General features: G+C 64.6%; 23 protein-coding genes. 14 read left to right on the top strand and 9 right to left on the bottom strand.

Annotation, left to right across the window (positions count from 1 at the left end; all coding sequences use genetic code 11):
• Positions 1 to 36 precede the first annotated feature (36 nt).
• Together H535_RS0110595 and H535_RS0110590 are read right to left on the bottom strand one after the other, a co-directional pair.
• Positions 37 to 810 (bottom strand): VOC family protein, encoded by a 774-nt coding sequence (locus H535_RS0110595; RefSeq protein ID WP_026819525.1) that lies wholly within the window; start codon positions 808 to 810, stop codon positions 37 to 39.
• A gap of 162 nt (positions 811 to 972) precedes the next feature.
• The gene (locus H535_RS0110590) at positions 973 to 1,215 is read right to left on the bottom strand and encodes a DUF3073 domain-containing protein (RefSeq protein WP_026819524.1); all 243 of its coding nucleotides are present in this window, start codon (positions 1,213 to 1,215) and stop codon (positions 973 to 975) included.
• Between the two features lie 302 nt (positions 1,216 to 1,517).
• Here H535_RS0110590 and H535_RS0110585 point away from each other — a divergent pair, with 302 nt between their 5' ends.
• Together H535_RS0110585 and H535_RS27775 are read left to right on the top strand one after the other, a co-directional pair.
• On the top strand, positions 1,518 to 1,913 hold the full coding sequence (locus H535_RS0110585) for a hypothetical protein (protein WP_026819523.1): 396 nt from the start codon (positions 1,518 to 1,520) through the stop codon (positions 1,911 to 1,913).
• Positions 1,910 to 2,587 (top strand): septum formation family protein, encoded by a 678-nt coding sequence (locus tag H535_RS27775; RefSeq protein WP_051299013.1) that lies wholly within the window; start codon positions 1,910 to 1,912, stop codon positions 2,585 to 2,587. Before H535_RS0110585 ends, H535_RS27775 begins: the two co-directional genes overlap by 4 nt.
• A 7-nt stretch (positions 2,588 to 2,594) precedes the next feature.
• On the opposite strand, the gene clpB is transcribed toward H535_RS27775, so the two are convergent.
• Positions 2,595 to 5,186, bottom strand: coding sequence for an ATP-dependent chaperone ClpB (gene clpB / locus H535_RS24790; RefSeq protein ID WP_035769144.1), 2,592 nt, complete (start codon positions 5,184 to 5,186; stop codon positions 2,595 to 2,597).
• A 494-nt stretch (positions 5,187 to 5,680) separates the two neighbouring features.
• Between clpB and H535_RS29620 the strand changes: the two genes are divergently transcribed.
• The 9 genes from H535_RS29620 to H535_RS0110515 all read left to right on the top strand — a co-directional run bounded on the left by H535_RS29620 (position 5,681) and on the right by H535_RS0110515 (position 13,998).
• Positions 5,681 to 5,821, top strand: coding sequence for a hypothetical protein (locus tag H535_RS29620; protein ID WP_155838652.1), 141 nt, complete (start codon positions 5,681 to 5,683; stop codon positions 5,819 to 5,821).
• Entirely contained in the window at positions 5,800 to 7,239 is a 1,440-nt protein-coding gene (locus H535_RS27770) for a DUF222 domain-containing protein (RefSeq protein ID WP_155838651.1), read from the top strand. The genes H535_RS29620 and H535_RS27770 overlap by 22 nt, the downstream gene beginning before the upstream one ends.
• Before the next feature lie 612 nt (positions 7,240 to 7,851).
• On the top strand, positions 7,852 to 8,310 hold the full coding sequence (locus H535_RS27765) for a cupredoxin domain-containing protein (protein ID WP_051299009.1): 459 nt from the start codon (positions 7,852 to 7,854) through the stop codon (positions 8,308 to 8,310).
• 126 nt (positions 8,311 to 8,436) lie between these two features.
• Positions 8,437 to 10,449, top strand: coding sequence for a penicillin-binding transpeptidase domain-containing protein (locus tag H535_RS0110540; RefSeq protein ID WP_051299006.1), 2,013 nt, complete (start codon positions 8,437 to 8,439; stop codon positions 10,447 to 10,449).
• A complete protein-coding gene (locus H535_RS0110535; RefSeq protein WP_211236573.1) occupies positions 10,446 to 10,964 on the top strand; it encodes a metallophosphoesterase family protein in 519 nt (172 codons plus the stop codon). Before H535_RS0110540 ends, H535_RS0110535 begins: the two co-directional genes overlap by 4 nt.
• A gap of 53 nt (positions 10,965 to 11,017) precedes the next feature.
• Positions 11,018 to 11,263, top strand: a complete 246-nt coding sequence (locus H535_RS0110530; protein WP_026819517.1) for a ribbon-helix-helix domain-containing protein — start codon at positions 11,018 to 11,020, stop codon at positions 11,261 to 11,263.
• Complete coding sequence (locus tag H535_RS0110525; RefSeq protein WP_026819516.1) at positions 11,260 to 11,604, top strand: type II toxin-antitoxin system PemK/MazF family toxin; 345 nt, start codon at positions 11,260 to 11,262, stop codon at positions 11,602 to 11,604. The genes H535_RS0110530 and H535_RS0110525 overlap by 4 nt, the downstream gene beginning before the upstream one ends.
• Before the next feature lie 213 nt (positions 11,605 to 11,817).
• Positions 11,818 to 13,077 carry an MFS transporter gene (locus tag H535_RS24775; RefSeq protein WP_035769140.1) on the top strand — a complete coding sequence of 420 codons (1,260 nt, stop codon included), beginning with the start codon at positions 11,818 to 11,820 and terminating at the stop codon, positions 13,075 to 13,077.
• Between the two features lie 78 nt (positions 13,078 to 13,155).
• Positions 13,156 to 13,998: a formate/nitrite transporter family protein gene (locus tag H535_RS0110515; protein WP_026819515.1), complete on the top strand. Its 843-nt coding sequence runs from the start codon at positions 13,156 to 13,158 to the stop codon at positions 13,996 to 13,998.
• A 40-nt stretch (positions 13,999 to 14,038) separates the two neighbouring features.
• On the opposite strand, the gene H535_RS0110510 is transcribed toward H535_RS0110515, so the two are convergent.
• Positions 14,039 to 14,443, bottom strand: coding sequence for a YccF domain-containing protein (locus H535_RS0110510; RefSeq protein WP_026819514.1), 405 nt, complete (start codon positions 14,441 to 14,443; stop codon positions 14,039 to 14,041).
• 109 nt (positions 14,444 to 14,552) lie between these two features.
• Here H535_RS0110510 and H535_RS0110505 point away from each other — a divergent pair, with 109 nt between their 5' ends.
• Positions 14,553 to 15,695: a diaminopropionate ammonia-lyase gene (locus tag H535_RS0110505; RefSeq protein WP_035769226.1), complete on the top strand. Its 1,143-nt coding sequence runs from the start codon at positions 14,553 to 14,555 to the stop codon at positions 15,693 to 15,695.
• On the opposite strand, the gene H535_RS24770 is transcribed toward H535_RS0110505, so the two are convergent.
• Positions 15,692 to 17,170: a DEAD/DEAH box helicase gene (locus H535_RS24770; RefSeq protein ID WP_081416588.1), complete on the bottom strand. Its 1,479-nt coding sequence runs from the start codon at positions 17,168 to 17,170 to the stop codon at positions 15,692 to 15,694. The genes H535_RS0110505 and H535_RS24770 overlap by 4 nt on opposite strands.
• Positions 17,171 to 17,404: 234 nt before the next feature.
• Between H535_RS24770 and trmB the strand changes: the two genes are divergently transcribed.
• Both trmB and H535_RS27760 read left to right on the top strand, forming a co-directional pair.
• On the top strand, positions 17,405 to 18,166 hold the full coding sequence (gene trmB, locus H535_RS24765) for a tRNA (guanosine(46)-N7)-methyltransferase TrmB (RefSeq protein WP_035769137.1): 762 nt from the start codon (positions 17,405 to 17,407) through the stop codon (positions 18,164 to 18,166).
• An 88-nt stretch (positions 18,167 to 18,254) separates the two neighbouring features.
• Positions 18,255 to 18,572: a UPF0758 domain-containing protein gene (locus H535_RS27760; RefSeq protein ID WP_155838650.1), complete on the top strand. Its 318-nt coding sequence runs from the start codon at positions 18,255 to 18,257 to the stop codon at positions 18,570 to 18,572.
• On the opposite strand, the gene H535_RS0110485 is transcribed toward H535_RS27760, so the two are convergent.
• From H535_RS0110485 to dnaK, 4 genes are all read right to left on the bottom strand, one after another.
• Positions 18,543 to 18,968 (bottom strand): heat shock protein transcriptional repressor HspR, encoded by a 426-nt coding sequence (locus tag H535_RS0110485; protein ID WP_026819511.1) that lies wholly within the window; start codon positions 18,966 to 18,968, stop codon positions 18,543 to 18,545. The two genes, H535_RS27760 and H535_RS0110485, sit on opposite strands and share 30 nt — an antisense overlap.
• A gap of 33 nt (positions 18,969 to 19,001) precedes the next feature.
• Positions 19,002 to 20,000, bottom strand: coding sequence for a DnaJ C-terminal domain-containing protein (locus H535_RS0110480; protein ID WP_035769135.1), 999 nt, complete (start codon positions 19,998 to 20,000; stop codon positions 19,002 to 19,004).
• Positions 20,001 to 20,096: 96 nt separating this feature from the next.
• Positions 20,097 to 20,810, bottom strand: a complete 714-nt coding sequence (locus H535_RS24755) for a nucleotide exchange factor GrpE (protein WP_081416587.1) — start codon at positions 20,808 to 20,810, stop codon at positions 20,097 to 20,099.
• A gap of 2 nt (positions 20,811 to 20,812) precedes the next feature.
• Complete coding sequence (gene dnaK / locus H535_RS0110470) at positions 20,813 to 22,702, bottom strand: molecular chaperone DnaK (RefSeq protein ID WP_026819509.1); 1,890 nt, start codon at positions 22,700 to 22,702, stop codon at positions 20,813 to 20,815.
• Positions 22,703 to 22,766 lie beyond the last annotated feature (64 nt).

Raw genomic sequence — 22,766 nt, 5'->3', positions numbered from 1 at the left:
GCCGCCCGATTCACGGCAGTCGGCTAGCCCACGCCGCTACGCCTCCTGCATTACCCAGAAAACGGCGCCGTGGGGGTCGCGCAGCATGGCCATCCGTCCGATGCCCTCGATCTCGTAGGCGTCCACCAGCAATTCCGCGCCGGCCCCGGTGGCCGCTGCCACAGTGGCATCGGTGTCGGCAACGCTGAAGTAGACCTCCCAGTGAGGTGTGGAGCCTTCCTCCTCCTGATCGCGGAATCCAGCCACATACTGGTCCCCGGCACGGATCATGGTGAAGGTTCCATCGTCCATCTGCTGCTCGACCGGTTCAACTCCGAACACGTCCCGGTAGAACGGCACGGCATGTTCCCAGTTGCCGGCGGCGAGCTCATGCCAGACGAACGCTCCGGGTTCATTGATCAGCCCCGCCCCGGTCATTGATCCCGCCTGCCACAAGGCAAACGGCGCCCCAATGGAGTCCTCCACCAGCGCCATCCGGCCGAAGCCTTCGACGTCGTCGGCTGCAAAGATCACCCGCCCACCGGCCGGGGCGACGTTTTCCTGGACGGCATCAACGTCATCGCAGGCGAAATATGTCGTCCAGTAGGTTGAGATGCCTGCCTCGACTGCTTCCGGGGCCTGCGGGGCGATCCCGGCCACAGCTGAGCCCCGCACAGTTGCCAGAGAGTAAACGTACTCCTGGCTCGTCCTGTTGTCCTGGTACTCCCAGCCGAACACCGCAGAGTAAAAACGCTTGGATGCTTCCTGATCCGGAGACTGCAGGTCGATCCAGGCCGGCTCCCCTTGGGCAAACGCATCCGTCGTTGTCATTGGCCCGCTCCTCAATCGTGGACAGTACGTACTTCTCCGACAGTAGCCGTTAAACACGTCCTGCGGTACGTCCCCTGATGGGAGGTACCGCAGGTTCCTCGGTATTACTACCTCAGCAACGTCACTGATGCGAGCGACAACGCCTATCCGCCGGCCGGGCGACTATCCAAGACGGCGCACGTCGTCGGAATCATCATCCTCGTCGTCGAATTGATCCGCGTACTGATCCGCGTATTTGTCCTCATAGCCATCCGACTCATCCGGGAACTGACCGGAATAGCCGTTCGAGGCAGACCTGGCGCTGGCCAGCTCGCGCTGCAGCGCCGAATAATCGGTGGCCGGGCTGTAGTACTTGATGTCCCGTGCCTGCTTTGTAGCCTTAGCCTTTTGACGGCCGCGCCCCATGGCGTGACCCCCTCTGTCCGTCGATTCCGTGGGGAGGCGCTGGGGCAAACCAGCGCGCCCTGCGGAGAATGTCCAATTTGTCGTACTTCTAGGTTACATGTTTTCTCGAAAATACGCGTCTCCGCACGGCCCTACCGGTATAGCGCGGTTCCACGCCTCAGCCTGCGCGCTGCACCACCCGCGGCCAGTGGCGCTTATGACCTTCCCTGCGCCGGCGATCCAAACTTCGATAGAGTCATAACAGGACGAATTACCGGCTGTCAGAGTCGATTTTTCCGGCACTGTTGACTCCAGGAGATGGCATGAACGAGCCCGAAGTGCAGCCGCACGGCACAGCACCGGCGGAGGAGCCAGAGCACGTACCGGGCATCCCCCGCCGCGCCACGGACGAACGTGGCGTTGACGATACGCTCACTATTACAGCTGCCGGGATTCAGTTGCCTGACCCTGAGTTGGCCGAGCCGGTCATCAGCCCCGAGGTGGCCTCCGAAGTTTCGCTGGCCGAGGTGGCCGCGGTGACGGAGGCCGTAGAGCGACAGGCTGAGAAGGCGGGGACGCTGGCGGGCGGTCCGTCGGTAAAACCTGCGGACAAGGACGACGTCGGGCACAAGATCGAAACGTCAGCGCCAAAGGCACCGCAGGAAGCCACAGACGGGCCAACAACGGACACCGAAACCACAGACGAGCAGGAGCCATGAGCGAACACGACGGGCAACCGCCGGAGAACGACGCTGCCCGCCGGGCCGACCACCCGTCCCCTGACGCTGGCGACTCCGCCAGGGACAACGAGGACACGGACCACCACCAGTTGGCACCCGGGTGGTTCAACACTGCGGATCCACCGGACCCGCAGCAGCGTCCACAGCCACGGCGATCCCGGAAGAAGGCGTCCAAGGCCCCGCTGTTCCTCGGCATAGGCGTGGCGGCTGCGCTGATTGTGGGGATCATCCTGATTGCCACGATGCTCACCGGCAACGGAACCACCGAAGCCGACTCGAAGCCCGACGGCAACGGAGTGATCGCCGAGGACGTGTCGCCCTTCGACTTCGAACAGGGTCAATGCTTCACGGACTTTACCGACGCCACCGAGCCGGCGACTGTCGTGACGTGCGAGACGCCGCATCAGGCCCAGCTGGTCAACACTTTCCATTACGAGGACGATGCCGATTTCCCGGGCGAGGAAGCCCTCGCGCAGAAGGCGGAGGAGCTGTGCCGCAGCACCGGGATGAACGCCGAGGCCAACAACTACGGAGACCGGCTGCGGCAGCAAACCGCCTACCCGCAAGCTGAGTCCTGGCAGCAAGGCGACCGCCGGGTGGATTGCTTCATCCGGATCACCAGCGGAGAAATCACCGGCTCCCTGATCGACTGACCCGCCGCTACGCGGTGGTGACGCTCAGCGTTGCCTCATCGTCGGTGACGTCGACTTTCACGGTCGTCCCGTCGGTGATCTCACCGGCCAGGATCCCGCGGGCGAGCTGGTCGCCGATCTCGCGCTGCACCAGCCGGCGCAGCGGGCGCGCGCCATAGGCAGGGTCGTACCCCGTCAATGCCAACCACTCGCGCGCACCGTCAGTGACTTCCAGGCTCAGACGGCGTTCAGACAGCCGTGCGGCCAGGGACTGGACGGCGAGGTCGACGATCTGCGATAGCTCATCCAGGCTCAACGCCTCGAACATGATGACGTCGTCGAGCCGGTTGAGGAACTCCGGCTTGAGGGACGCGTTGACGACGTTCATCACCGCTTCGCGCTTCTGCTCGTCTTCCAGTTGCGGATCCACCAGGAACTGGGAGCCCATGTTGGAGGTAAGCACCAGGATCACATTGCGGAAGTCGACCGTGCGGCCCTGCCCGTCAGTCAACCTGCCGTCGTCGAGCACCTGAAGCAGGATGTCGAAGACTTCCGGGTGTGCCTTCTCCACCTCATCCAGCAGCACCACACTGTACGGGCGGCGGCGCACCGCTTCGGTCAACTGCCCGCCTTCCTCATAGCCAATGTAGCCGGGAGGCGCGCCGACAAGGCGGGCGACCGCATGCTTCTCGGCATACTCACTCATGTCGATACGCACCATGGCGCGCTCGTCGTCGAACAGGAAGTCCGCCAGCGCCTTGGCCAGCTCCGTCTTGCCGACGCCGGTGGGACCAAGGAAAAAGAACGAGCCGGTGGGACGGTCCGGGTCCGAAATCCCGGCCCGGGCGCGGCGCACCGCATCGGACACCGAGGCGACCGCCTTGGTCTGGCCGATCAACCGGGAAGCGAGGAACTGCTCCATATGCAGCAGCTTCTCGCTTTCGCCCTGCAGCATACGTCCGGCCGGAATACCCGTCCACGCGGAGATCACCTCGGCAATATCGTCTGCGGTGACGTCCTCGGAGATCATCGGATCCACGTGCTGTCCGGCGTCTTCCTCCTCCTGCTCCTGGGCAGCGTTGAGGTCGCGTTCGACGGCGGGAATCTCGCCGTAGAGCAGTCGCGAGGCCCGCTCCAGTTCGCCGTCGCGCTGTGCCTTGTCGGCCTGCGAACGCAGATCGTCAAGCTTCGCCTTCAAGTCGCCGACCCGGTTCAGCCCCGCCCGCTCTTCCTCCCATCGGGCATTGAGCCCGGCGAGCTGTTCCTTCTTGTCGGCCATATCGGCCCGCAACGATTCCAACCGATCGACGGAAGCCGGGTCGGATTCCCCGGCCAGGGCCAGTTCTTCCATGGTCAACCGATCCACCGCACGCTGCAGTTCGTCAATTTCCTGCGGCGCGGAATCGATCTCCATGCGCAGCCGGGAAGCGGCCTCGTCGACCAGGTCGATCGCCTTGTCGGGCAGTTGCCGGCCGGTGATGTACCGATTGGACAGCGACGCCGCGGCCACCAGTGCAGAGTCCGCAATTGCCACCTTGTGGTGGGCCTCGTAGCGCTCCTTCAGGCCCCGCAGAATACCGATTGTGTCGTCCACCGAAGGCTCCCCCACGAGCACCTGCTGGAAACGCCGTTCCAAGGCGGCGTCCTTCTCGATGTTTTCCCGGTACTCGTCCAGGGTGGTGGCGCCGATCAGCCGCAGCTCACCGCGGGCGAGCATGGGCTTGAGCATGTTGCCGGCGCCCATCGCCCCCTCGGAGCCGCCGGCGCCGACGACGGTGTGCAGCTCATCGATGAACGTCACCACCTCGCCTTCGGCGCTCTTGATCTCTTCCAGCACCGCCTTGAGCCGCTCTTCGAATTCGCCCCGGTACTTGGCCCCGGCCACCATGGCCGACAGGTCCAGGTTGATCAGCGTCTTGCCCCGCAGCGAATCGGGCACGTCACCGGCAATGATGCGCAGCGCAAGTCCTTCGACGACGGCCGTCTTACCGACGCCGGGGTCGCCGATCAGCACCGGGTTGTTCTTGGTGCGGCGGGACAACACCTGGACCACCCGGCGGATTTCCGCGTCCCGGCCAATCACGGGATCCAGCTTGCCTGCCCGGGCGATCGCCGTCAGGTCGACACCATACTTCTCCAGCGCCTGGAAAGTGTTCTCCGGGTCAGGGGTGTCCACCCGGCGGTCGCCCCTGATTCCGGGCAGGGCAGCGGACAGCGCCTCGTGGCTGGCGCCGGCGTCGCGCAGCAACCGCCCGACGGCGCCATGGTCGGCCGCCAGCCCGAGTAGCAGGTGCTCAGTGGAGATATAAGAGTCGCCGAATTGTTCAGCCTCCTGCTTCGCGGTGTTAATCACCTGCAGGATCGCGCGGGAATAGTCAGCCTGGGCCACCGAGGCGCCCGACGATGCAGGCAAAGCCTTGATGGCCGAGCTGGCTTGGACACTGACGGCGTCAGGCTCCTGCCCGGCTGCCTTCAACAGCGCGACAGCGACGCCTTCGCGCTGATCCATCAGCGCCTTGAGCAAATGCGGCGGCTCCACTTGCGGGTTGCCGGCCGTCGAGGCATTCATCGCCGCGGCGGAAAGAGCCTCCTGGCTCTTGGTGGTGAATTTGGTGTCCAAGATCGGCTCCTTCCGAAAATGTTGGTCGACTAAGCTAACTTGAGTCTACTATACTCAACTTTGAAAATACAGCTGACAGTGGGCCGTTCTACAGGTGATCGCGATTTGTTGTGGGTTCGCATGTTAGCTGTCGGTGTTCTGTCAGTGTTCTCTGTTTAATTTCAGGCCTTGCCAGTCGTCTCAAACCATGTCCGCAGTGACCCTGCTGCTGGCGTTACTGGAACCGTATAAGCATGGGCCCTGTCCGCGTGGACACTCACTGGGAATACAGGCGCGTTCCGCTGTCTGCGGGGCCGGGCGGCACGGCAATGTGGGCATGGCCGTTACCTCTGGGCGTGACTATGCGCCCCCGCACGTGTTGCTTATAGATCCCGGGGAACGTCCGCACCTCGCCTGGCCGCTACGGCTCAAGTGTGCCGATTTTATACGGTGGCCTGATTCTTCTAAAACTGTCGGTGCTCGATGATTGACTAGTTTTATGACGGTTCGAGTGGATGGTGACGACGACGACGGCGGCGGTGGCCGGCCGGGTGCTGGCGCCGGTGCTGGTGCCGCTGGCGGTGGTGCCGCTGGTGACGCGGGTGCTGGTGCTGGTGGCGCTGGTGGTGAGTCTGTGTTTGAACCGTTGTTGGTGACGTTGTTTTTGGAACGTGATGTGGTTCGTGGTGCGGGGTTTAAGGACAAGCCGGTGCTGGCCCGGGGCATTATCAACGGGCTGACCCGCCTGGATCCTGAAGCGTTGGATTATCGGCAGGCGGTGGCGTTGCTGGACGAGGCGTCCAAGCTTGTCTCGGCCGCCGAGGCCCTCAAAGCTAAAGCGGTTTCGCGGGTGTGTGCCACGGCCGGGGACCGGGTTGATGAGGAAGATGTGTTGCCGCCGGCCGGTCCGGATGCTGACCAGTTGGCATCGATGGTCGCGGAGTCGGAGATCGGCACGGTGCTGGACTTGTCGAAGCGGGCGACGGACAAACTCATCGGACACAGTCGCCTGCTCACGACCGGCCTGCCGGCCACGTTGGATGCTCTGGCGCAGGGGGTGTTGCATCCGGATCAGGCCGAAGTGATCGCCGATCAGTGCGGGAGTCTCCCGCGTGAGGCGTACCCCGACTTTGAGGCGGAGATGGTGGGCTTCGCTCCGGGGCGGGCGAAGCACCTGGTCGCGGCGAAGGCACGCCGGGTGCGGGAACGCTCCCACCCGGAAACGATCAAGCGTCGCAAGGCAAAAGCAGCCTCCGACCGGACGGTGGTGGTGGAGCCGGTCGAGGACGGGATGTGCTGGCTGAGCATGTACCTGCCGGCCGAGGCGGCGGTGGCGGCGTTCAACCGGCTGACCGGCCTGGCCCGCTCGCTACAGTGCCGGGATGAGCCACGTGATTTGTCGCAGTTGCGGGCTGATGTGGCTGCGGACCTGCTCCATACCGGCACCGGCACCGGACTGCCCCCGGCGGCCCTGGCCGGCAGTGCCAACGATGGGTTCTACGGCACAAACCCGCCACCGGGGGTCCCGACCGGACCCGCCGCACCCGGAATAGCCGGAAGCACAGGAGGCGCCGGGGTGGTGGGAGTCGTTGGAGATCCTCCCGTAGCCGGAGCCACCGCAGATACTCCTGCCGCAGCCGGTTCGGCCGGTGGTGCCGGGCCCGGTGGTGCCGGAACACCCGGCGGCGTTGATCCGCCTGCCGGTGGTGATCCGCCGGGTTCGGGTCGGATTCCGAATTATGCCGGGATTAAGGCTGAGGTGCTGGTGGTGGTGCCGGTGTTGACCCTGATGGGGTTATCGGATGAGCCGGCCGATCTGGAAGGGTACGGTCCCATCGATGAGGACACGGCCCGACAGTTGTCGGCGAATGCCCCGTCGTTCAAACGGTTATTGACTCATCCGGAGACGGGGGCGCCACTGTCGTACGGGCGGGACAGTTATGCGGTGCCGAAAGACCTGCAAAAATGGTCCGGCTGCGCGACCGCACCTGCCGAGGGTACGGGTGCAACAAAGCCGCCCGTCACTGCGACCTCGACCACACTGTCCCCTACCCGAGAGGGCAGACCGAACTGACGAATCTGAAACCACTATGCAAACCCGGCCATGCCCTCAAGACCGCGAAACTCTGGCGGGATACCCAGCACCGCGACGGCAGAGTGGACTGGACCTCACCGGCAGGCAGGAAATATTCGAATACCCCAGACGGGCCACTACCGGAGATGCGACCCGCCCCCGACATCGCCACCCTGCTCGAGAAAGCCAAACAGCAGGCAAATCCGCGAAAGAGGCCGAGCAAGAAGCCGGCAAAGACGGCAAACGGCTCAAACCAGTGCGGAGCCGCGGGCCAAAAGCACGACACCGGGGTCAAACCGTCCCCGAAAGATCCGTGGCAAGTCCCCAATGCCAAGAAGGACGGCGCCGGCGACGTGACGAAACGGACACTATCACGGAAACCAACCGACGACCCGGACGAACCAGCACCCTTCTGAACCGAAACCCGAAATCTCGGTGCTGGGGCGGGGAGAATAAAGTCGCAGGTCAGAGGACCGCCCTGATGACAAGCGAAACAGGTTCCTACACTGGTGGCGATTCTATGAACCAGTGGTAGCGGGCGCACACTTGAACATACGGGGCGCCACCTTGGGGCAAGTACCGGTCAGCAGTCAAACACAGGAAGAGGCGTCCATGGAATCCGGCAAAGGCACGACTGCGGCGATGCTTGCCCTCGCGTTATTGGGCATCACGGGCTGCGCCGGCGACGACGGGCAGCAGCCACAGGGCCAGCCCGGCGCGGAGACGTCATCGCACGGAGCCCCACCTTCAGGACCGACCGCCGGCGGCAGCGACGCCGGCGGCACTGACGATGAGGCCGAAACCGCCAATAAAGCCGTCATCACCATCGAGGACTTCCAGTACGACATACCGGCATCCGTCAGTCCGGGCGAGACGATCACCGTGGTGAACAAGGACACCGCCCCGCACACTGTCACGTCAAAGGAAGAAGGGGCCTTTGACGCGATACTCCAGGGCGGCGAAACAATCACGTTCACCGCACCTGAGGAACCGGGCGAATACCCCTTCTTCTGCGTCTACCATCCGAATATGACCGGGACGCTGGTGGTCAAGGCAGCAGCGGGAGGGTGAGTCGGGCAGCGGATCCAAGCCGGGTTCCCGGCGTCTGCCCAGCGGCTGTTGAGCGTTTAGATCGCTTGGCGGCCATGCCGTAGGCTCAAACACGTAAAGGCGTACAACCGGGAGGAACTGCGCATCGTGGGGAAAGTCAAGAGTCTCGTCACGACAATGGTCACGGCAGCGCTGGTGGTATCTCTGACCAGCTGCAGCAACGACGGAGCGGATCCCGAGGCGGCCGCGGGCGAATTCGCGTCGGCGCTGTCACAGTTGAACGTCTCGTCGGTCCCATTTACCGGGGTCACCGGCAAGGACGCGGACAAGATGCTGCAGCAAACCACCCAGGGACTGGATCCGCTCAAACCGGACGTCACGGTCGCCAATGTGCAGACCGGCGACGACGGCAGCGCCACGGTCAAGCTCAAGTACACCTGGGACATCGAGGGATCCAAAAACTGGACCTACACCACCAGCACTGACATGACGCTGGCCGAAGACCAGCAACAATGGCGCTTCAGCTGGGCACCCTCCGTGGTCGCTCCGATGCTGGATGCGGGCGAGCGGCTCACCATGCAGCCGGTAGCGGCCGAACGAGCGGAAATCTGGGGCGCGGGAAACGAGGTGCTGGTCACTGACCGGCCGGTGATCCGGGTCGGGATCGATAAAACCCGCATAAAAACTTCCGGGCTGGAGGAGTCTGCGGCCGCGCTGGCCGAACTGATGGAACTGGACGCGGACGAGTATACGTCCCGAGTGAAGTCCGCCGGATCCAAGGCCTTCGTCGAGGCGATCACCATCCGGGACGATGCCGATAGGAAGACCAGCGACAAGGAGATCAACGCCATTGAGGGAGCCCGCGGCATACCGGATGAGATGTCGCTCGCGCCCACCCGCGACTTCGCCCGCCCGATTGTGGGCACGGTGGGGTCCGTGACCGCGCAGATGGTGGAGAAGTCCGACGGCGAACTGCAACCCGGCGACACGGCAGGGCTGACGGGACTGCAGCGGTACCACAACGAGCACCTCAGTGGGACTGACGGGCGCAGTATCGTGGTCCAGCCGAAGCCGGTCGAAGACGGCGGGTCTGCCGCGGCCGAGCCCCAAGTGGTGTTCGAGGTGAAGCCGGAGCCGGGCAAGCCGTTGAAAACCACGCTGGACAAGGAGCTGCAACTGTTGGCCGAGGATGTCCTCAAAGCCGAGGAGTCCGCGAGCGCCATCGTGGCAATGCAACCATCGACCGGCCACATTCTCGCCGCGGCAAACGGCCCGGGCAGCGACGGTTACGCCACCGGCATGGTGGGACGATACCCGCCGGGATCAACATTCAAGATAGCCACCTCGCTCGGGCTGATCCGGCAGGGGATGACGCCGTCGTCGACGGTCTCCTGTACCGATACGGTGACTGTCAACGGCCGCACCTACAAGAATGCGCCTACCTACCCGGACAGCGCACTCGGGAAGATCCCCCTCAAGCAGGCGGTTGCGCACTCCTGCAACACTGCCTTCATCTCCGAGAGCGGCAACCTGCCGCAGTCCAAGCTCGCCTCGGCTGCGGAGGCACTGGGAATCGGCGTCGAAACCGATCTGGGATATCCCGCCTTCTTCGGCTCCGTGCCCACCGAAGCAGACGGGACGGCCCATGCCGCCTCGATGATCGGGCAGGGACAGGTACTGGTGTCGACGCTGTCGCTGGCCACCATGGGCGCGTCCGTGGGCGAGGGCGACCGGGTGACCCCACAGTTGCTGCGAAACGCCGGGAACGACGGCGGCGGCAACGGCAGTAACGGCAGCGACGGTTCCGATGGCTCCGACGGCGACGACGGCGGCAGTACCGAACCGTCCGCCGGCTCCGTGGCCAAGCCGGTCACCGGAAAGGAAGCTGGCATGCTGCGGGATATGATGCGCGCCGTCGTCACCGAGGGCGGCGCCTACATGCTGCAGGACATTCCCGGGCCACCGGTCATCGCCAAAACCGGCACGGCCGAGTACGGAACCGAAAATCCGCCCCGCACTCATGCCTGGATGGTCGCCGTGCAGGGCGACCTCGCCGTTGCTGTGTTCGTGGAGGAAGGCGAATACGGTTCCACCTCCGGCGGCCCGCTGATGCAGGAGTTCCTGGCCGGCGCGGCCAAGATCCGGAATTCCGCATCTTGACCACACGGCTGGTGATCATGGCCGACACCCACCTCCCCAAGCGGGCCAAGGCCCTGCCAACCGAACTGTGGCAGGCGATGGAGACCGCCGACGTCGTCATCCATGCCGGGGACTGGGTCGAGCTGGAGCTGGTCGATGAGCTGCAGGCGCGTTCGGCTCGGTTGCTGGCCTGTTATGGAAATAACGACGGACCCGACATAGCAGCCCGGCTGCCGCTGGTGGCTGAAGCTGTCATCGAACAGCTGAGCTTCGCCGTCGTCCATGAAACAGGTGCCAAGCAGGGTCGTGAGGCACAGATGGACCGCCAGTTCGGCGGCGAATTCCCACGTGACGTGCTCGTGTTCGGGCACAGCCACATTCCGTGGGACACCACCACCAGTGCCGGCATGCGGCTGCTGAACCCCGGCTCCCCCACCGACCGGCGCCGCCAGCCGCACTGCACTTACATGACGGCCACCGTGGAGGGCGCCACTCTGGACGTCGAACTGCACAGTCTGCCAGCAGCCAAGACCTGAAGCGTAGTCGCTTCTCCTGCAGGGTGCACGGTATGACCAGTTATACTTGGACCATGAAGACCGCGATATCGATTCCCGACAGCGACTTTGAACACTTCGAGCGAGTCGCTGCCCGTCATGGCATGAACCGTTCCGAGTTCTTCCGGCGCGCCGGTCGCCATCTTGTCGAGGAGCTTGAGGGCGAAGCGGAGCTCACGGCGCTGGCGAACTCAGTGATCGAGCGCGTCGGGCAGCCGTCCGCGGAGAGCCCGTTTCTGCATGAGTCGGAACGCACGATGTTCGAGAGCACTGACTGGTGATCTCGCACGGCGACGTCGTTTGGGTCGACTTTGGTTCGCCTCGTGGATCGGAACCCGCAAAGCGTCGACCGGCCGTGGTCGTGCAGGAGGATTGGTTGCTTGCCACCCAGATCGCGACGGTCCTTGTCGTGCCGCTGACGTCGAACGTCGCACTGGAAGCATTCCCAGGTAACGTGCTGATACCGCTCGACGCTTCCGGACTCGGCAAAGACTCCGTCGCGTTGGTGTCGCAGGTCGGTCCGGTCAGTCGCGAGTTCCTCGAACCGTACCCGGTCGGGCATGTACCCAGTTACGTACTCTCCAAGGTCGTCGAAGGCATCCGCCTGGTCATGGGCATCTGAGCGCCAATCCCGCCAGCGCAATCACCAGTAGCCGCTCCCCCCCCCCCCCTGCCACGGGTCGCCGGCTGGACGAAGGCATCCTTGTGGCGGTAAGGCCAAAACTTTTTGCGCTTGCCTGCCATCGCTTTCAGGCCGAATAATTATGCAACCTAAAGCCCCTTGAACGGTGATGGCGCCGATGGTCGCGAGATGAACAGCGTGTAGAAAGAGAATATGGAACATTCGACTCAGGGCGCCCGGGACAGGTCTGCCGCCCCGGCTGGTCTGCGCAGTCCCGCGTTCCGGTTGCTGCTGCTGGCCACCCTGACCAGCTTCTCCGGATACATTCTGCTGCTGCCCATTGTGCCGCTGTGGGCCACCGAAGGAGGCGTCGGGGAGTTCGGGGCCGGGACCACCACCGCCGTGTTCATGCTGACCACGGTGCTGACCCAGCTGGCCATGCCCTGGCTGCTCGACCACGGCGGCTACCGGTGGACCTTCACCGCCGGCGCACTGCTGCTGGGTCTACCCGCGCCGCTGCTGCTGCTCAGTAACGACCTTGGTCCGGTCATCGCCATCTCCGCCGTGCGCGGGATTGGATTCGGGATGATCACCGTGATCGGGGCAGCGCTCTCCGTCCGCCTCGTGCCGGCCCACCAGATTGGACGGGCGGCTGCTTATTACGGAGTTGCCATCGGCATCCCCAACCTGGTTTTCCTCTCGGTCGGGGTGTGGATGGCGCTGAACCTGGGCTTTGAAACGGTCTTCTGGATGGCGACTGTGATTCCTCTGATTGGTGCGGTCGCGACTGTGCTGCTCTGGCGGATCGCCGGCGACGGGCTTGCGGGCGCCACGGTCGCCGGCCCGAAAGCTGGGAACGGCTCCGCAGCCGCGGACCGCACGCGGATTTGGGCGCTACTGTCCGGGCCGCTGCTGATCATGCTGGCGCTGTCGCTATCGTCCAGCGTAGTGCTGACCTTCCTGTCGATTCCGCTCAGCGCGACGCCGCTGGTGGCTTCGGCAGCACTGCTCGGCTATGGTGCCATGACCGTCGCCGGACGGTGGCTGGCGGGAAACCTCAGCGACCGCCGGGGACGGCCAACCCTCGCGCTGCCGGCCGTCGTCCTCGGAGCCGCCGGCATCGGCCTGACCGCCATCGCCGTCTGGCCATCACAGGGCGGCTGGGATGGGCCATCTCCGGCCGGTGCCGCACTTACCGTCGTCGGAGCTTCGCTGTTCGGCGCGGCCTTTGGGGCAGCGCAGAACGATACCCTGGTGACAATGTTCCGCCGTGCCGGACCGCGACGTCAGGGCACCGCCAGCGCGGTGTGGAATATCGGGTTCGACGCCGGGACAGGGGCCGGATCGATCGGCCTGGGGGTGATTGCCCAGCTGGCCGGATTTGGTCCTGCCTTCCTGACCACTGCGATACTGACCGCGTGCTGCTTGCCGTTGGCAGCACAACTCGGCCGGGTCGCCTCGACCGTGGAGTAGCGCCAACGCCCGCCCGCAAGCCAGCGCCGATCAGTAAACTGAGCCTCATTAGCGCCGCAACAGAGACCGGAGCAGAGCATGAGCGAAGACCGACGCCGGGAACTCGGCGAAACAGACGCGCCGGTCGAGGACGAACTCGTCAAGTCGTTCGACCGCATTATCCGCGAGGGGGCCGAGCGACTCCACCGGACCTTCCGGGCGATGCTGATCACCGGTTTCTTCGGCGGCGTCGAAATCGGTGTCGGAGTGATGGCATACATAGCAGTCCTCCACGAGACCCACAACCACCTGCTCGCCGGCCTGGCATTCAGCATCGGGCTGGTTGCGCTGCTGCTGGCCAAGAGCGAACTGTTCACCGAAGACTTCCTGGTCCCGATTACGGCCGTTGCGGCCCGCACCGCGAGTCTGGCCCAGCTGGCAAAGCTGTGGGGCGGCACCCTGCTGACCAACCTGGCAGGCGGTTGGATTTTCATGTGGCTGGTGATGCAGGCGTTCCCTGAGTGGACCAAAACCATCACGACGTCGGCCCTGCACTTTATCGAGGCCCCGTTCAATGTACAGACCATATGCCTGGCCATCCTGGGCGGCAGCACCATCACCTTGATGACCCGGATGCAGCACGGAACCGAATCCGTGCCCGCCAAGGTGGTGGCCGCCGTCGTCGGCGGATTCCTGCTCTCCGGCCTGCAGCTCTTTCACTCAATCCTGGACTCGCTGCTGATTTTCGGGGCGGTGCAGGCGGGAGCCGACATAACCTACCTTCAGTGGCTCACGTGGTTCGGCTACACCTTGCTGTTCAATGTCATCGGCGGGTTGGTGCTGGTGACCTCACTTCGACTGTTGAGGACCAAGGAACTGATCCAGCAACGACGCCGGCAATCACCGCCACATCCCGATCAAGCGCACGGCATGAGCACCTGAGGGCCGCGATGCCCGGCCTGAGCGGGCCCGGCACCCGGGCTCACCCCCGGATGGATTGGCCAAAGGGCCGCGACGTCGGCACGATCTCCTTGCCCAACGGCATCAGCGACACCGGGATCATCTTGATATTGGCGATGGCCAGCGGTATCCCGATGATCGTCACGGCTTGGGCGACGGCGGTGACCACATGTCCGATGGCGATCCAGACCCCGGCCACCAGAACCCAGATCACGTTGCCCAGCGTGGACAGGAAATAGGTCTGCCCGCCCCGGTCCACGACAGTGCGCCCGAAGGGCCACAACGCATAGGCGCCAATGCGGAACGAGGCAATGCCAAAGGGAATTGTCACAATGAGCAGGCAACAGATGACTCCGGCCAGGAAATAGCCAAGTGCCAGCCAGATGCCACCGAGCAGCAGCCAAATGACGTTTAGAATCGCGTTCATAGTCCCATTCTCTCCAACGGGGCGGTCCCCGGCCATGGGGGATCACCCCCAGATCTTCCTCACCGGCGGACGCTGGCCGCCGAAACGCCATGTCAGCCACAATGGACAGGTGACTGATTATTCATCCGGCCGCACCGGCTACATCAACTCCGCGGCCCGCGGCGCAACCACCACACCGGCACCGGCCGACGTGCTGCGATTCCACCGGCGCATGCCCGGCTATGCCCCCACACGACTCCACGAATCGGCTGAGCTGGCCGGCACTCTCGGCGTCGGACGAGTGTTCATCAAGGAAGAGGCCGTCCGGTTCGGGTTGCCCGCCTTCAAAATGGTCGGAGCGTCATGGGCGATCCATCGGGCGCTGGCCGAGCGCACCGAAGACCCGGACTTCGACTGGACGTTTGACGACCTGGCCGAACGCTTCGGCGGAACCGGAGGAATGACGCTGGTATGCGCCACCGACGGCAACCACGGACGGGCCGTGGCACATGGTGCGCGGATGCTGGGTCTGGGCGCACGCGTCTTCGTCCCGGCGCAGATCGGACGTCGGGCCAAAGAGGGAATCCGCAGCGAGAACGCCGACCTGGTGGAAGTGGATGCTCCCTACGACGACGTCGTCATGGAGGCCACAGCCGCCGCGGATGCGGACCCGGCGGCGATGATGGTCCAGGACACGGCCTGGGAGGGTTACGAGCAGATTCCCGCTTGGATCGTGGAAGGATATTCCACCATCTTCCGCGAGCTGGATGCCCAGCTGGCCGATGCAGGCCTGGAGGGCCCCGATGTGATGGTGACGCCATGCGGCGTCGGATCCCTGATCCAGGCCACAGCCGCGCATTACCGGGGCAGCGACCGGTCCGCGGACAGCCTGAAACCGTCGCTGCTCAGCGTCGAACCCGACGGTGCGCCCTGTCTGCTCGAATCGTTGAAGGCCGGCCGTCCGGTGGCGGTGGCCACCGGCCATACCCGGATGGCCGGACTGAACTGCGGAAACGTCTCCACCATTGCCTGGCCCATCCTGCGCGATGGCATCGACGCCGCCGTCACCATTACCGACGATGAGGACCTGGCCGCAGTGAAGGAGCTGGAACGGCTGCAGATCGACGCCGGTCCCTGCGGGGCAGCCTCACTGGCCGGATTGCAGAGAGCCTTCGCCGACCCGGCCATGCGCGAAGGCATGGCCGTCACCGGGCAATCCGTCGTCGTACTCCTGAGTACCGAAAGCCGCGAGGCCAACCCGGTGGAAGACTAACGAGACGCGGGGCTGGAGCTCCGGTTGGACCGGTTGCCGTGGTGGGAATTGCCCCCGCGGCCGTTGCCCTGCTGGCCACGGTTGCCGCCCTGGCTGTTGCTCTGGCTGTTGCCTTGCTGGCCACGGTTGCCGCCGGAGTTGTTACTCTGGTTGCTCCGCTGGCCAGTTCCGGACTGACCGCTGCGGCCACGTCCCGACCTGCGGGAGCGCTTGCGCTGGGCGTTGGCCCCGGTGGACTTGCCCTGGCCGGCAGCCGGTGCATTGGCCGTCGCGATCTGGCGGGTGCGCACGCTCGGGTCGACCAGTGCGGCCTTCTGACCGACCAGCGGCTTAACGGCGTCGGATTCGGCCGTCACCTCCTGCATCACCACGTCAACGCCTGCGGCACGCATCAGCTTCTTCACGTCGCCGCGCTGTTCCGGCAGCGCCAGCGTAATCACCGTGCCTTCCGAACCGGCGCGGGCCGTCCGACCGGAACGGTGCAGGTACGCCTTGTGCTCGGCCGGCGGGTCCACGTGGATCACCAGTTCGACGTCGTCGACATGCACGCCACGTGCAGCGACATCGGTGGCGACCAGCACATTCACGGCACCACTGGAAAATTCCGCCAGGTTACGGTCACGGGCATTCTGGGACAGGTTTCCGTGCAGATCCACGGCGGGAACGCCGGCCGTCGTCATCTGCTTGGCCATCTTTCGTGCCTGGTGTTTGGTGCGCATGAACAGCAGCCGGCGTCCGGTGCCGGAGGCCAGTTCGTGCACCAGTTTCTTCTTTTCCGCGGCGTCGGGGGCCAGCAGCACGTGGTGTTCCATGGTGGTCACGGCCGCCTGCGGATTGTCGACCGAGTGGGTCAGCTGGTTGGACAAGTATCGGTTGACCAGCTTGTCCACGCCGTTGTCCAGAGTGGCCGAGAAGAGCATCCGCTGCCCGGTGGACGGTGTCTTATCCAGCAGCCGCTTCACCACCGGCAGGAATCCAAGGTCGGCCATGTGGTCCGCCTCGTCCAGCACCGTGATCTCCACCGAATCCAAGGTGATGATGCGCTGGTTCATCAGGTCTTCGAGCCGGCCCGGGCAGGCGATGACAATGTCGACGCCGGCACGCAGCGCCTTTTCCTGCCGCTGCTGGGCGACACCACCGAAGATGACAGTGGTGTTCAGCCCGAGCTCGTTGGCCAACGGTTCAATAGTCTTGTTGATCTGGGTGGCCAGCTCACGGGTCGGCGCCAGCACCAGGCCCAGCGGCCTGCCGGGCTTGCGCCGCCGGGCGGCCTCGGTCATCGACAACCGCGACACCAGCGGCAGCGCGAAGGCAAGTGTCTTACCGGACCCGGTGCGGCCGCGGCCCAGTACATCCCGGCCTCCGAGGGTGTCAGGAATAGTCTTGACCTGGATGGGGAACGGAGTCTGGATGCCTTGAGCTTCCAGCGCGGTGGAAAGCGGTCCGGGCACACCCAGGGCAGCAAAAGTAGTCATAAAAAGAAGAATGTCTTTCGGTCGTTGTCCCGCGCGGCCGGATGGCACACGCCGGTCCGCCGAAGAAAAATAAAGAGACATGCCCTGGTCAGATTCATCGACGCAGGTCCGCGGTGAAAGCGGAACAAGTAGAGCCAGCCTACCAGCGCCGATGGCTGCGGATAGATTTTGGAGACGCGCATCACCCGCTCACGATGCGTGCGGCTGCCCTGTCAGCGGATACTCTGGAGGGCGATGAACAGCATGAACGACGACGGTACTGACTTCCGGCGGCGCCCGGTCTCCTTCGTCCGGCGCAGCGCCCGGCTCAGCACCGGGCAACAACGCGCCTGGGACAACTACAGCGGCCGGTTCCTGATCGATATTCCGCGGGGCCGGGCTGATACCTCCGTCGACCCCGGCTATGTGCTGGATCCTGCAGTTGTCTTCGGGCGCGAGGCTCCCCTGGTCGTGGAGGTGGGCTCCGGCGCCGGCGAAGCCGTGATCCACGCCGCCGCGCGGCACCCGGACGTCAACTTCCTGGCCATCGAGGTCTACACCCCCGGGCTGGCTCAGACGCTGATGCAGATCGGGCGGCAGGAACTGACGAATGTCCGCCTCATCCAGGCCAATGCCCCGGAGATGCTCACCACCGCTCTGCCCGCCGCCTCAGTCAGGGAATTGTGGGTGTTCTTCCCCGATCCGTGGCACAAGAACCGCCACCACAAACGACGACTGGTCTCCCCGCATTTCGCGTCACTGGCGGCGCGGGTGCTGGAGCCGGCAGGGTTGTGGCGGCTGGCCACCGACTGGGCAGGCTACGCGCGGGTGATGCGCAACGCCGTCGATGCTTCCGACGAATTCACGAACCTGCATCCCGGCCCCGGCACAGGCGCAGTTCCGGCCGGTGGGTGGGCTCCTCGTTTCGAGGGCCGGGTGATGACCAGTTTTGAAAAGAAGGCACTGGATGCCGGACGGACAGTCCACGATCTGACCTACCGGCGCAAGCCAGACTAGTCCTCCACATCGGCCATGGGCCGACGCCGGATCCACATGCGATGGCGGGACCCTGCCGCAACAGTGTCACCAGGACTAGATTGCCGGTATGACATCGACAAGCATTCGGGATATGCCCGCTGATCAACGTCCCCGTGAGAGATTCAACCGGGTCGGTCCACGCCGCTTAAAGGACGCCGAAGTCCTGGCGATGATTATCGGCTCAGGTGTTCGGGGGCGAAGCAGCCTGGAACTGGCACAGTCGCTGCTGAAGGCGTTCGGCGGCCCTGTCGGGCTGTCCGCGGCGTCCGCCGAGCAACTGCAGAAAGCCGAGGGCGTGGGCGAAGCGCTGGCCGGGCGAATCGCCGCGGCCGCGGAATTGTCGCGACGCTGCCGGTTACGGACGCCACAGCACGACGGCGGATGAACGTGGCCGGGGCCGCTGTCCGCGGGACAGGCTCACGACGTCACCGCCGGCGCTTCCAGCGGCGAAGACTCTCGAGTCCTTCCTGGAGCGCGGGCTGGATCTGGCATGGTCAAGTTCGGCCGACAGTTCGGAGACCTTCGCCCGCAACGCGTCCACTTGGTTCTCGAGTTCCAGGATCCGTTTGATGCCCTCCAGCGACACACCTTCGCCGGAGAGCCGCTGAACTTCCCGCAGCGCTTCCACATCACGCTGGGAATAACGCCGGGCACGGCCCGGCGCGCGGTTGGGCCTCACAATGCCCAGCCGGTCGTACTGCCGCAACGTCTGCGGATGCATTTCGGCCAGCTCGGCGGCCACAGAGATCACAAAGAGCGGGGCGTTAACGTCCAGTCCCATTGTGCACTCCTCCTACATCCATTCCATGCAGCGCTACAGCTTGGCTTTGTCCTTCAATGATCCCCTCGGGTCGCCGTCGGCCGTTGCCTCCGCAAAGGCGGTGACGGCTGCCTCGGCTTCCTTGGAGAGCTTTTGCGGGATCACGATGTCGATGGTGACCAGCAGGTCGCCGGTCGCCTTGGACCTCGAAATGCCCTTTCCCTTGACCCGCAAGGTGCGGCCCGACGGCGTACCGGCGGGCACTTTCACCGTGACGGTATCGCCGGTGAGTGTAGGCACGTCAACTTTCGCGCCCATGGCAGCCTCCGGAAAGGTGACCGGCACGTGGATGCGAATATTGTCACCTTCACGGGCGAAGAACTCGTGCGGTTTCACGTTCACAGTCACCATTAGATCGCCATTTCCTGCCGGCCCGGACTGGCCTTTGCCCCGGACGCGGATCTTTTGTCCGTCCTTCACGCCGGCTGGAATGCGCACCTGGGTGACGTCTCCGCGGGAGTTGCGCAGTCCAATCGTGGTTCCCTTGATGGAACCGGCAAAGGAAATCGATGTACTGGCGGTGACGTCCGCGCCTTTGGAAGGGGGCGGTTGGAATCCCCCACCAGCACCGCCACCGCCGAAGAGGTCGGCGAACTCCGGGGGGAGCCCGGATGTGTCGAATCCTCCGGTGGAGTACCTGGTCCGGCCCCGCCGGGGACCACCGCCACCTTGATTGAACATTCCGCCAAAGAGGTCCTCGAACCCTGTGCCGCCGGCACTGCCCCCGGATCCGCCGGCGCTGAACCGCGCGCCGGAACCCATGGCGCGGATCGCGTCGTACTGCTCGCGCTGTTCGGCATCGGCGAGCACCGTGTAGGCCTCGCTAATGTCTTTGAACTTCTGCTCGGCCGCCGGGTCGTCCGGGTTCTTGTCGGGGTGGTGGGTGCGCGCCAGCTTGCGGTACGCCTTCTTAATGTCTGCCTCGCCGGCATCCTTGGAGACACCGAGGACTTTATAGAAGTCTTTATCAATCCAATCCTGGCTCGCGGCCATGGCGCCTCCTCTCAATAATCCGTGCCGCAACAGGGTGCGGCGCCCCTACGAGCGCCGCACCCCGCCACGAACGTTCTCCGCCTCTGCTGAAGAACTTTACTCTGGTACCGCCACACCCACCTGCGCGGCGCGCAGGATCCGGTCGCCGGACCTGTAGCCGGCCCGGAGCACGTGGCTGACGGTCTCCACCTCAACCTCCGGACTCGGCTGCTGCATCAGCGCCTCGTGGAAGTTGGGGTCGAATTCGGCTCCGACTTCACCGTAGCGGACCAACCCATGCTGGCCCAGAATGGCATCGAGCTTATTGGAAATGGAGGCAAACGGACTGCCTTCCAGGTCGCCATGCTCCCGGGCAGCCTCGATGTCGTCCAGGACGGGAAGCAGCGAGTCGAGCACCGAGATCACTGCCGTATCCCGGGCAACGTCCCGGTCGCGTTCGACGCGACGCCGGTAGTTGACGTACTCGGCCTGCAACCGTTGCAAGTCGGCCAGCCGCTCCTCGGCCAACACCTCGGTCTCCGACTTGGACCCTTCCTGCTCGAGGATGGCCTCGGCCTGAGCCAATGCATCGCCGTCTTCGTCGGCCGCTTCGGTCTCGTCTCCGGTCTCCGCCGCGCCGGCTTCAGCATCGCCGGCTTCAGCATTCCGGCCGGCGTCGCCGGCCGCGGGAGCACCGTCGTCGACGACCTCCGCCTCGATGATCTCCTCATCACCGCCCGGTGAGGGCGTCGAAGCACCCTCACCGTCGGTGTTGGCCTCGTTCTCAGGATCTTCCCGGGGGTTGACCTTGGGATCGTTCTCGTCAGCCATTGCTACTTCTTCTGCTCGTCTTCGTCCACGACCTCGGCGTCGACGATGTCCTCATCCGAAGCGCTCTGACCGTCGGAGCTGGTCTCCGCTCCGGCCGCGCCCGCGGCGCCATCCCCCTCAGCGGCGGATGCTTCCTGCTGCGCCTGGGCGTAGATCGCCTCGCCCAGCTTCGTCTGGGACTCCTGCAGCTTCTCGTACGCGGGCTTGACCGCATCCTCGTCGTCTCCGGCGAGGGCTTCCTTGAGGGAGTCGACGTCGGCCTTGACCTCGGTCTTGACGTCCTCAGGCAGCTTCTCGTCGTTCTCGCTGAGCAGCTTGTCGACGGAGTAGACCATCTGCTCGGCGCTGTTGCGGGTTTCCGCCTTCTCGCGCCGCGCCTTGTCCTCTTCGGCGTGCTCTTCGGCTTCCTTGACCATGCGGTCGATGTCTTCCTTCGGCAGTGAGGAGCCACCGGTGATCCGCATCGACTGCTCGGTGCCGGTGCCCTTGTCCTTGGCGGACACGTGCACGATGCCGTTGGCGTCGATGTCGAAGGTGACCTCGACCTGCGGAACGCCGCGCGGCGCCGGCGCGATGCCGGTCAGTTCGAAGGTGCCCAGCGGCTTGTTGTCGCGGGTGAACTCACGTTCGCCCTGGAAGACCTGGATGGACACGGACGGCTGGTTGTCGTCGGCCGTGGTGAAGGTCTCGGACCGCTTGGTCGGGATCGCGGTGTTGCGCTCGATGAGCTTGGTCATCACACCGCCCTTGGTCTCGATGCCCAGCGACAGCGGGGTCACGTCGATCAGCAGCACGTCCTTGCGGTCGCCCTTGAGCACACCGGCCTGCAGGGTGGCGCCGACGGCCACAACTTCGTCCGGGTTGACACCCTTGTTCGGCTCCTTGCCGCCGGCCAGTTCCTTGACCAGTTCGCTGACGGCCGGCATGCGGGTGGACCCGCCGACCAGCACGATGTGGTCAATCTCGGACAGGCTGATGCCGGTTTCCTTGATCACGTCGTTGAACGGCTTCTTGGTCCGCTCCAGCAGATCCTTGGTCAGGTCCTGGAACTTGGCGCGGGACAGCTGCTCATCCAGGTGGACGGGTCCGTCCTGGGTGACCGAGAGGTACTGCAGCGAGACGTTGGTGGTGGTGGCCGAGGAGAGTTCCTTCTTGGCCTGCTCGGCGGCTTCGCTCAGGCGCTGCAGCGCGATCTTGTCCTTGGACAGGTCGACGCCGGTCTTCGACTTGGTCTGCTCCAGCAGGTAGTCGACAACACGCTGGTCCCAGTCATCACCACCGAGGCGGTTGTCGCCGGCCGTGGCCTTGACCTGGATAGTGGAGAATTCGTCCTCATCCTTGCCGACTTCCAGCAGGGAGACGTCAAAGGTGCCGCCGCCGAGGTCGAAGACCAGAATCTGCTCGTCTTCCTTGCCCTTGTCCAGGCCGTAGGCGAGCGCCGCCGCCGTCGGCTCGTTGACGATGCGGAGCACGTTCAGGCCGGCAATTTCGCCTGCTTCCTTGGTGGACTGGCGCTCGGCGTCGTTGAAGTATGCCGGAACGGTGACCACCGCGTCGGTGACGTCCTCGCCCAGGTACGCCTCGGCGTCGGTCTTGAGCTTCTGCAGCACGCGGGCCGAGATTTCCTGTGCGGTGTATGTCTTGTCATCGATGTCCACCCTCCAGTCAGTGCCCATGTGGCGCTTGACTGATGCGATGGTCCGGTCGATGTTGTTAACCGCCTGGCGCTTGGCGATTTCGCCGACAAGGACTTCGCCGGTCTTGGAGAACGCAACGGTCGAAGGCGTCGTGCGGGCGCCCTCTGCGTTGGCGATAACGGTGGGCTCGCCACCTTCGAGCACGGACACCACGGAGTTGGTGGTTCCGAGGTCAATACCTACAGCACGTGACATGTATCTTCCTTTCGCAATAAGACACCGATTGAGTGTTCTGCACTCAAGTCTGCCACATCGAGTC

Origin of the sequence: Arthrobacter castelli DSM 16402 (assembly GCF_000430705.1) — a bacterium.
Classification (GTDB): domain Bacteria; phylum Actinomycetota; class Actinomycetes; order Actinomycetales; family Micrococcaceae; genus Arthrobacter_C; species Arthrobacter_C castelli.
This window is presented reverse-complemented; position numbering and strand designations above follow the sequence as displayed.